Source organism: Microcoleus sp. EPA2, from assembly GCA_020882975.1.
Classification (GTDB): domain Bacteria; phylum Cyanobacteriota; class Cyanobacteriia; order Cyanobacteriales; family Microcoleaceae; genus Microcoleus.
Genome location: JAHRFD010000004.1, coordinates 256,245 through 265,826, shown reverse-complemented (window position 1 = coordinate 265,826; position 9,582 = coordinate 256,245). Strand labels below are relative to the sequence as shown.

The following is a 9,582-nucleotide window of genomic DNA, read 5'->3' as shown; positions in this document are numbered from 1 at the left end:
ATTAATCGACGGCGATCGGGCTATACTCTATGCTGGTGCCGGTATTGTGGCCGGTTCGGAACCGGATGGGGTGAATTTGGCAGCGTGAGGGAGGGTGAATTTCCTTCTTGTCCCCCCCCTTGGTAAGGGGGGCTGAGGGGGGGTGCATTTTCTTCTTGTGCCTCCCCTGCTGGGGTGAGGGGGGGTGAGTTTCCTTCTTGTCCCCCCCCTTGGTAAGGGGGGGTGAGGGGGGGTGTATTTGGCAGCGTCAGGGGGGGTGAGTTTCCTTCTTGTCCCCCCCCTTGGTAAGGGGGGGTGAGGGGGGGTGTATTTCGCAGCGTGAGGGGGGGTGTATTTCGCAGCCATCGCTCCTGCCATTTAGCAAATTCTGCAATATCAAAAGCATTTTCCAAACTGTATAGAGGAATATTGTGCTTAACGCTATAAAATTGAGTCGCGGGCTTTTCTCCGACGCGCTGAGTGGGACTTTCTGCGGTGATTAATTCAGGATATTCGGATTCTAGGCTTTGTAATTCACGATAAAGGCGATCGTACACCTCATCTGCTAACATCGGGGCATCCAAAACATAATAAGCATAGCTAGCTTCTTGTAGCTGCTTTCTCAATTGTTTAACTCGCTGTTTAATTTCGGGCTGCATATTAATTTTAAAGTGTATATTTTTTAACCGCCGATACTGAGGATAAATACAGATATAGCCTTAGTATAAATCTTAGCATGATCCGAGTCGATCGGCGGTTACAGGTTGAACTTTTAAGCTTGATTAACGATCCCAATCTTCAACTTCATAAAGGAAACGAGTTCCCCCCATCAGTTTGCGATTGGCAGAGGTACTTTGTACAAAAACCGCATACTTTTCTAGATTACTCGGTTTGATGCGAACTGTCTCGCCCATTGGTAAACCTAACATTTCTCGCGCTGCTTCTCCTTCAAACAAATCTCCTGTGGAACGCTCCATCAATACAATTTCTTTCTTACCTTGAATCGTTTCTGTTTTAGTAAATTCATAAAACCCACGGCCGGTTTTAAAACTCAAACCATTCTCCAGAACAAATGCTTTGATTGAAATTTCGTTGTCTACTTCCATAATCTGAAATCTCCCTGGTTTTACGGCTCGCAATTCTGCTGATTCGTAAGCAGCAACTCCTTCCCGCTTCAGCATGGTATCAAACATTTTGTTTAATCCGCGATTCATCCGACCTTGACTGACCACTTCTTGTTCGTAGGCTTGTAGTTGTTCGCTAGATGACTGTTGGTAACAAACGGCTAAAAACAGGTCTGTGATGTAGGAAAATTGGTCGAGATTGAGGTGAAAACCGCCAGATTTTTCGGCTAGTTCTTTGTAGAATAAATTAGCGTGCTTACGGTTGAGAGCTTGGATGCCATAAACGGCTATTCCCATCTGTGCTAATTTATCTACTTCGTGACGCCAGTTAAGTTTTTGAGGAGTTTGAGCTGGTGCGTGGGGGATATCGTCGCCAATTAGTACCAAGGTTTTGGCATTAGTTGGAGTCCAAGAAAGTGACTGAGCTTCGTGTAATACTAATTCGTAACATTCGGGAGCATCGCCGCCACCTGTAGGCTGGACATTTTGCACAAAATTGCAAATGGTGGCGACATCGCCGGACAAATCGAGGTGTTTAGTGACGTAGGTGCTGCCAGCATCGCAATAGTCTCCGTGGGCAATAATTCCTATGCGAATGCCTGGAATTTCATCGAGCAGTCTTGTTACCGTCTCTTTTATTTTGCGGCGAACTTGGGTCAAGCAGGGGTACATACTGCCGGTGGTATCAAAGCTAAAAACGACTTCAATGTTGCTGGTTGTCATCACCTAGTTCTCCCTAACAAACAACGAGTTATTAACTCTATTTTACCTCAAACAAAAAGAGTCAGTAACTAGGTTAATATTTTTTAATCCTAATTCTGGCTCCCTGGATTTTCGTCAGTGTTAATGCTGCGCTTTGATTAGAGATTTAGATCGGGAAATTCGTTAAATTTTTTTGTTTCTCCAGAAATTGAAAATACTAAATTTTCAGCATCTTTTTCTCCTTTTAAATTGCCTTTTCCACGAGATTTAAGCAAATCTTGAGAGTTGACTTTGGTGAAAGCGAGGGGTTCAGCGTGTTCTACCTGAAAGACATTAGCGTAGAGGTTCGCAACAATCTGTTTTCCGCCTTGGGTTAAGTCTAAATAGTTGAGAGCGGCCGGAATGTAGGGAAACACTCCATTCCAATAAAATTTGGCATAGTTTTGTCGCAAATCTCCCGGAGATTTGTAACCTAGAATTTTATTAGTGCCGACTTCTTCAAATTCGTAGAACAGGGCACTAATTTTTCGCAGGTAATTGGGGTCGCTCAATTGACCAATTAAATCTGCGGCTCGCGCCAGTCCCGAATAATTGTTTCTGTCTTGATGGGTTTCGCTTGCAGGAACTGGAAAGCGAGTCAATTCTATATTGCGTTTGATTTGTTCGGCATCAATTAGTGTGTGGCCGCCGAAGCGTTCGTCAATTACCAGTTTGCCCCGATCGACATGATAAGGAGTTAAACTGGCGGAAGTTGCGCCAATGGGTACGGACACCATGCCGCCGTCAATGCCCGTTGCATAAAGACCGACAGCTTCTTGGTCTTGGCGACAAACGCCTTTGATGTAGCCGATATCGTGGCACAGTAGGGATATGAGGTAGTGCAACCAATCTTCCGGCGACACTCCTCCCTCACGAATATGCTTGCCCCGGAGAATTTCTTGTCCGACTAGGGCTACCAGCATGGTATGTTCTACGTTGTGGTATAGAGCATCACAATTAGCAATATTTTCCAGAGCCATTGTCCCTGCCCAGGCGATGATTTCTGGATAGTCTGGCTTGTATTTGCCGTAGGTACGGCGATAGCCAGCCTGTAGCTCTTGAACAAAAGCGTCTATCAGGATAGCGGTGGCATTGAACATCATAAATTCTCTCACTCAAACTTTACTTACAGATGCGATCGCACAGATCTAAACATGATGACAAAAATAATTAATTGGGATGTTAGCAGGCTTAACATCAAGACATTGAATTGGAAAAGGAAGCTAGGGTTGTTAAAGCCCAAATGTGATTTAGGGTGATGTTTTACACCATAACCTAAATTTATGGGAAACCGATCGATTTTTCCGTATTAAATATTGGTGAAACAATAGAGACTGTTTGATCGACTAATTATTAGAAGTCCTGGGTATAAAAGTTATGAAATTTCTGTTTCCGAGTCCCTCCCCTGGTGCCGATCGCACTCGGCTCTCTGGCATCCAAAAATACCTAGGATTGTTTGCATTTACGGCTGTTTGCACGGCCACACCTGCGATCGCAGCCGAACGGATTTACGTAACTTACGGCCCACTAGAAGTATCAGTTCCGATCGACTCCCTGGCACTGTTCGCCACAGAAGGCAAAATAGACTCCAACTTAGACGGTTTCGCTCAGTACGCCAAACCAGAACAGCTAGCCCAGATTCAGAGCGCCTTGCAAGCTCGTGCTGAAATCAGCCCCGTAACCATCGCCCAATTCCTCTACACAAACCAAGGAGAATTACTGCTGGAGCGCTTGGGTAGAGTAATTCAAACCAAAGCTCGACAACCGGGATTTTACGCGATTCGAGCTGCGTTAATTCTAGCGGCATCAGACCCAGAAGGTGTCACAATTGTCAACGTGTTACGAAAATTTCCCACCTACGGGATCAGGATTGACATCGCTCGTGGCTTGGGGGTCGCCAACGAACTGACGACGCTGATCAACCGTTCCAACCGGGCGATCGAAGGAGTAGCCAAATTGTCGGAAGAACAAGCAGTGTCAGAACCGGAAATTCCCCCCGCCCAAATACTACAACCCCAACTACCAGGCCCCTATACCTGGAAAAAATCATCGGTAACTCTGAAAAACCCCAATCGCGATCGCACCTTTCCCATCGACATCTATCTACCCCAAGGTAGCCCTAGACCAGCCCCAGTAGTCGTAATTTCCCATGGTTTGGGGTCCGATCGCATTTCCTTTGAATATTTAGCCAAACACCTAGCCTCCTACGGCTTTGCCGTCGCCGTCCCCGAACACCCCGGCAGCAACGCCAAACAACTGCAAGACTTAATCACAGGCAAAGCAAACGAAGTAGCAGAACCAGCAGAATTTGTCAATCGCCCCCTAGATGTCAAAGACTTGCTAGATTATTTAACCAGCCTGTCTGTAAGCAATCCAACTTACCGAGGGCAATTAGACTTGCAGCGAGTCGGCATCATCGGTCAATCTTTCGGCGGTTACACCGCTTTGGCCTTAGCCGGAGCACCGATGAATTTGCCACAGCTAGACAAAGACTGTCGGCTAGAAAACGACACTTGGAACATCTCACTACTGTTGCAATGCCGGGCCCGTGGATTGGAGCGCCTAGAGTACAATTTCGGCGATCCGCGCATCAAAGCTGCGATCGCTGTTAACCCGATTAGCAGCAGCATTCTGGGAGAAACCAGTCTCAGTAAAATTCAAATTCCAGTCATGGTAATCGCAGGCAGCGCCGATACAGTAGCCCCCGCTGTGGTAGAACAAATTCAACCTTTCACTTGGTTGACATCGCCCAACAAATATCTGGTATTAATGAAAAACGGTACTCACTTCTCCACCATCGACCAATCCCCTCAAAGCATCTTTATTCCACCTGCCGATGTCATCGGACCAGAACCCGCCTTAGCCCGTCGTTACCTCAACGGACTCAGCCTTGCTTTCATGGAAAGCTATTTGAACAACCAGTCCCAATTCCGTCCCTATATCGAATCCTCCTACGCTCAAAGCATCTCCAGAGAATCCCTAGGGCTGAGAATTTTGCGATCGCTCACGTCGCAACAATTGCAACAGTTAGTCAACAGTCCCCCACCGCGGAGTCGCCCTGCCTCTGTACCCCCAACTCCTCAACCTCAGCCGAGTCCTGTTCCCCGGTAAGCTGGGCATGAAGCAATCAAAAATCCGATCGCCCTTGAGATCTAGGTATTTTGTTAGAAATTGGGTAAGTTAGAAGTGCAAATTTTTATCTAATTACTCAGGGTCAAACAATGCCACCAGCAGCCCCTTTAAAACCAATTCCCAGAACAACCCCAACCCCAACCCCAACCCCCACCCCCGGTGGTACAACAGTGTCCCGGATTGGCAACAAGATTGGCACCTCTGGCCCAGATTCCCTCACGGGTACTAGCGGCGTTGATACTATTTTCGGTTTGGGAGGCCCGGATACAATTTTTGGCTTAGGAGGTAACGATCTCATCTACGGCGAAGACGGCGACGACTCCATCCGCGGCGATGCTGGCAATGACTGTCTGTTCGGCGGTGCCGGTAGCGATACTATGTTGGGTAATGAAGGCGACGACTCTCTTTATGGTGGCAAAGGTGCTGATTCCCAAACTGGAGATGATGGCAATGACTTGCTATTTGGCAACCAAGATAACGATACTTTGTTGGGAGGCGCAGGCAATGACACCTTTTTTGGGGGTTCTGGCGATGACTCTTTGTTTGGGGGTGCTGGTGATGATAGTCTTTCCGGCGATAAAGGTAGAGATACTTTAACTGGTGGGCTGGGAAATGATACCTTTGCGCTGAGTTTTTCGTCAGAATCGGATTTGATTACAGATTTTACTGATGGTAGCGATCGCATTCGCTTGGCCGCCGGTCTTACTTTTGCCGAACTCACAATTGTCGCTGGTACTAGCGGAACTACCCCAAGTACAATTATTCAGCTTACCAGCACTAAGGAAACTCTGGCTACTCTGTTCGGAGTTCCCCGTACTTCTATTAGTCAGGCTGACTTCATTCTTTAATTTGTTAAATGACTTTTGAAGGTTTTCTGAATTTAAATAAACCAGCCGGCATGACTTCCCACGACTGCGTGGGGAGAGTCCGTCGCCTCTTGCAACTCAAGCGAGTCGGACATGGAGGAACCCTCGATCCTGCTGTGACGGGGGTTTTGCCGATCGCCCTGGGCAAGGCAACCAGGCTGTTACAATTTCTCCAACATCATAAAGCTTACAAAGGTACGATTCGGTTTGGCTTAACTACTGCTACGGATGATTTGGAAGGAGAAATCCTGACTTCTCAACCAGCACCGGATTTAAGTTTAGAAGAAGTGCAAACTCAATTGCCGAATTTTATCGGAAAAATTGAGCAGTTCCCACCTAGTTTTAGTGCCATTCAGGTGGGAGGAAAACGCCTTTATGATTTGGCTAGGAAGGGCGAAACTGTGGAAGTTGCTGCTAGGAAAGTAGAGGTGTTTAGCCTGGAAGTTTTGGATTGGCGGCCTGGGGATTTTCCTGAATTGGATTTGGCGATTTCCTGTGGGGCGGGTACTTATATTCGGGCGATCGCTCGCGATTTGGGTGCTAGGTTGAATGTAGGTGGCACTTTAGCCCGTTTGACTCGTACTGAAAGTAGCGGTTTTGCGATCGAACAAAGTCTCAGTTTTGCAGAATTAGAAATACAATTGCAGGAAAATAAATTCTCCCCCATCTTACCGTCAGAGGTTTTGGCCCATTTAGGGCCGATCGTCCTTTCTGCTGAATATGCCAAACGCTGGGTTCAAGGTCAACGCCTCCCGATAGCAGAAATTATTGACAGTAGGCAATCTGCAAAAAATACCTCCATTCCCTTATCTTCTCCGTTGCAGGTTTATCATGAAGATGGTCAGTTTTTGGGTATCGGTCAAGTAGTTGAGTCAGATACAAACAAGATTTTGGCTCCTCAAATTGTCTTTTAGCGATCGCGCACACCAAATAATAAATATCGAGATGAAAATATTGGTCATCGGATTAATACAAGGCTACAAAATCGGAATTTCTCCTTACTTACCTAACGCCTGTAGATTTTACCCAACTTGTTCTCAATATGCGATCGAAGCAATAGAAAGATTTGGAGTTGCTCGCGGTGGCTCCATGGCAGTTAAGCGGATTTTGCGTTGTCAACCTCTGCATCCTGGGGGGTATGACCCCGTACCGCCCCCAGATAATTGTGAGTAGTAAATTAAACAGTTGTAGCAGCAGGAACCACCAACAAGTAACCACCAACAAGCAACAAGTTGCCGATAGAGGTAGAGTATTAATATTCACAAAAACTCAGTAATATTACTGTTTGTCCCGACTTCTCAAAAGTTGTAAAATATGATAAAGGGACTACGGGGGATGCGAGTGAATATGTGTACTACAGCAATAGGGTACAAAATGCTGTCTCAGACGCTGGCAGTGCTCAGCCAGAAGCAAGCAACAGGAAAACTGCTCTTAGAGCAAGGGGAGCAACAATGGCAACTCTACTTTTTTCGAGGCAGTCTAGTTTATGCCACTGGAGGATGGCATAGGGCGAGACGTTGGTACAGGGCTGTAGGTCAACACTGTCGCAACTTTCAAGTGGATCTCAGAGGTCTTGATGCTGGGGAGTTGTGGGAATATCAACTGCTTCAGCAAGGAATTGCCAAAAATGAAATGAACCTGGAACAAGCTAAGGCGATCGTCCAAACCAGCCTTTCAGAAGTGTTATTTTCTTTGATGGGTCAATCGAATTTGCGCCGAGAGTGGCGTCCATCAAAAAAATATGTGTCTCATGTTATCCCTTCTTTGCTAGTGTCTTTAACAGAGCTACAGCAACTTTTGTATTCTACACAACAAATGTGGCAGAAGTGGAAAGCAATGAGTTTGTGGTTGGTAGAACCAGAACAAGCACCTCTTTTAAGATTACCGCCGGAATTAAAAAATCGATTTAGTTCTAATTCTTTCCTAACTCTAGCTAACGTCTTCAACGGCGAGAATACTCTGTGGGATATAGCATTTAAAAAAAAGCAATGTGTTACCGTCGCCACCCGCGCTTTGCAGAACTACATAAAGCAGGGTTTAGTTAATTTTCGCACCGTTCCCGATTTGCCATCGCCCATCGAACAGTGGCGTTTGGCGGCGGCCATTGCTAAACCAGGTCGCCCTTTGATTGCTTGCATCGATGACAGCCCTACAGTATGCGAATTTTTAGAGCAAGTTTTATTGGATGGAGGCTATCGAGTCCTGAAAATTCAAGATCCGATGCAGGGAGTGAGTCTCTTGGCTAAGCACAACCCTGGTTTGATTTTTATGGACGTGCTGATGCCGAAGACAACAGGCTTTGCTTTATGCAGTTTTTTGCGGAAAACATCGGCTTTTCGGGAAACTCCGATCGTATTTTTGACCGGTAAAGACAGTATCGTTGACCGCACGCGGGCGAAAATGACAGGAGCTTCCGATTTTTTGAGCAAGCCGGCTTCGCCAGAAAAAGTTTTGCAAGTAGTGGACAAGTATTTGAAAGCAAAAAGCGATTACAGTCCTCTAGCAGTTCGCCACAACGATTTACTCAATTCCCACCGACTTACCTTAGCAAACTCTTGATCTGAGATATTTATCTATCTGGAAACTATCCGAGGGTGCACACGTCAAGGAAACCTTGTCGGGAGTTACGAAAATTTTAATTGCTGAAACCATCGATTTGATTGCATTTCCCTTCTTCCTTCTTCCTTCTTCCTTCTTCCTTCTCCTATATGAGTGATGTTACGAGGGATTTGGCGATCGCTCGCCCCCCACAAATCAGCGTGGTAATTCCTGCCTACAATTGCGCTGCTTACATCGGTCAAGCAGTCGATAGTGTTCTCAGCCAAACCTATACTGACTGGGAAATTATTGTAGTTGACGACGGCTCCAAAGATGATACCAGATTAGTTTTAGAGAAATATGGCGATCGTCGAATTCGCTATGTTTATCAACAGAATCAAGGAGTTTCCCTTGCCAGAAATCACGGCATCAAGTTAGCGCGAGGAGAATTTGTCGCTTTTTTAGATGCAGATGACTTCTTTCTTCCAGCAAAATTAGCATCACAAATGGCGGTGTTTGCTGCACAACCAAATTTAGGAATAGTTCACAGTGGTTGGCGCTTAGTTAATAGTATAGGCGAGCCATTTCAAGATGTCAAACCCTGGCAAAATGTGCCTAAATTAGACTTAGAAATGTGGCTCCGGTGGAAGCCAGTATTGCCCAGCGCGATGATATTTCGCCGCCATTGGTTAGATCTCGCTGGTGGCTTCGATCCGCGATTTCCACCTGCGGAAGATACAGATTTAGTGCTGCGCTTGGCTTTAATGGGATGCGAAGCAGATTGGCTGCGCCAAATAACAGTTTGCTACCGCCAGCACGAACAAAGTGCCATGTATAAAGGTTTACCCCAAGCTAAATCCCTCGCGGCGGTAATGGACAATTTTTTTGCCAGCCCTGAATTGCCAGATAAAATACGTTTGCTGGAAAAGCAAATTAAGTACAGTACCTTAGTTTGGATTGCTTGGTATTTGCACCGCACTGGTCATCCCGTGGAGATGGTACAGTTTTTGCAGCGTTCTTGGAATTATACTCCTTATTTACCCGTGGAAACAGTAATTGATTGGGCGGAATGTTTCACAGAATTTTATCAAAATTCTGGCAATGAATTGGATGCAGATTTATTAGCTAAGTCTCCTGAGTGGCAAGAGTTAATGCAGTGGCTCCTAGTTAAAGAAGCAGTGATTCATTAGTTTTGATTGCTG

8 protein-coding genes and 1 pseudogene are annotated in these 9,582 nt (G+C 46.0%); 6 read left to right on the top strand and 3 right to left on the bottom strand.

All coding sequences use genetic code 11. The features are described 5' to 3' along the window. Positions 1 to 335: 335 nt before the first annotated feature. From AAFP14_RS06890 to AAFP14_RS06880, 3 genes and pseudogenes are all read right to left on the bottom strand, one after another. Positions 336 to 638, bottom strand: a pseudogene (locus AAFP14_RS06890) (DNA ligase LigA-related protein); the annotation flags it as partial. Positions 639 to 761: 123 nt separating this feature from the next. Then, complete coding sequence (locus AAFP14_RS06885; RefSeq protein ID WP_341731546.1) at positions 762 to 1,826, bottom strand: vWA domain-containing protein; 1,065 nt, start codon at positions 1,824 to 1,826, stop codon at positions 762 to 764. A gap of 137 nt (positions 1,827 to 1,963) precedes the next feature. Continuing rightward, positions 1,964 to 2,944 carry an Npun_R2479 family HD domain-containing metalloprotein gene (locus AAFP14_RS06880; protein ID WP_340518894.1) on the bottom strand — a complete coding sequence of 327 codons (981 nt, stop codon included), beginning with the start codon at positions 2,942 to 2,944 and terminating at the stop codon, positions 1,964 to 1,966. A gap of 277 nt (positions 2,945 to 3,221) precedes the next feature. Here AAFP14_RS06880 and AAFP14_RS06875 point away from each other — a divergent pair, with 277 nt between their 5' ends. From AAFP14_RS06875 to AAFP14_RS06850, 6 genes are all read left to right on the top strand, one after another. Beyond that, on the top strand, positions 3,222 to 4,955 hold the full coding sequence (locus AAFP14_RS06875) for an alpha/beta hydrolase (RefSeq protein ID WP_341731545.1): 1,734 nt from the start codon (positions 3,222 to 3,224) through the stop codon (positions 4,953 to 4,955). 110 nt (positions 4,956 to 5,065) lie between these two features. Beyond that, positions 5,066 to 5,824, top strand: a complete 759-nt coding sequence (locus tag AAFP14_RS06870) for a calcium-binding protein (protein WP_341731544.1) — start codon at positions 5,066 to 5,068, stop codon at positions 5,822 to 5,824. A gap of 8 nt (positions 5,825 to 5,832) precedes the next feature. Beyond that, positions 5,833 to 6,756, top strand: coding sequence for a tRNA pseudouridine(55) synthase TruB (gene truB, locus AAFP14_RS06865; protein ID WP_341731543.1), 924 nt, complete (start codon positions 5,833 to 5,835; stop codon positions 6,754 to 6,756). A gap of 31 nt (positions 6,757 to 6,787) precedes the next feature. Next, complete coding sequence (yidD, locus tag AAFP14_RS06860) at positions 6,788 to 7,015, top strand: membrane protein insertion efficiency factor YidD (protein WP_341731542.1); 228 nt, start codon at positions 6,788 to 6,790, stop codon at positions 7,013 to 7,015. Positions 7,016 to 7,177: 162 nt separating this feature from the next. Next, positions 7,178 to 8,401 (top strand): response regulator, encoded by a 1,224-nt coding sequence (locus AAFP14_RS06855; protein ID WP_341731555.1) that lies wholly within the window; start codon positions 7,178 to 7,180, stop codon positions 8,399 to 8,401. A gap of 149 nt (positions 8,402 to 8,550) precedes the next feature. After that, a complete protein-coding gene (locus AAFP14_RS06850; RefSeq protein WP_341731541.1) occupies positions 8,551 to 9,570 on the top strand; it encodes a glycosyltransferase family 2 protein in 1,020 nt (339 codons plus the stop codon). The last annotated feature ends 12 nt before the right edge of the window (positions 9,571 to 9,582 follow it).

Excerpts from the sequence above, each read along its gene's own strand:
- yidD (WP_341731542.1), top strand. The coding sequence starts at position 6,788 with ATGAAAATATTGGTCATCGGATTAATACAAGGCTACAAAATCGGAATT.
- AAFP14_RS06870 (WP_341731544.1), top strand. The coding sequence starts at position 5,066 with ATGCCACCAGCAGCCCCTTTAAAACCAATTCCCAGAACAACCCCAACC.
- truB (WP_341731543.1), top strand. The coding sequence starts at position 5,833 with ATGACTTTTGAAGGTTTTCTGAATTTAAATAAACCAGCCGGCATGACT.
- AAFP14_RS06855 (WP_341731555.1), top strand. The coding sequence starts at position 7,178 with ATGCGAGTGAATATGTGTACTACAGCAATAGGGTACAAAATGCTGTCT.
- AAFP14_RS06880 (WP_340518894.1), bottom strand. The coding sequence starts at position 2,944 with ATGTTCAATGCCACCGCTATCCTGATAGACGCTTTTGTTCAAGAGCTA.
- AAFP14_RS06850 (WP_341731541.1), top strand. The coding sequence starts at position 8,551 with ATGAGTGATGTTACGAGGGATTTGGCGATCGCTCGCCCCCCACAAATC.
- AAFP14_RS06875 (WP_341731545.1), top strand. The coding sequence starts at position 3,222 with ATGAAATTTCTGTTTCCGAGTCCCTCCCCTGGTGCCGATCGCACTCGG.
- AAFP14_RS06885 (WP_341731546.1), bottom strand. The coding sequence starts at position 1,826 with ATGACAACCAGCAACATTGAAGTCGTTTTTAGCTTTGATACCACCGGC.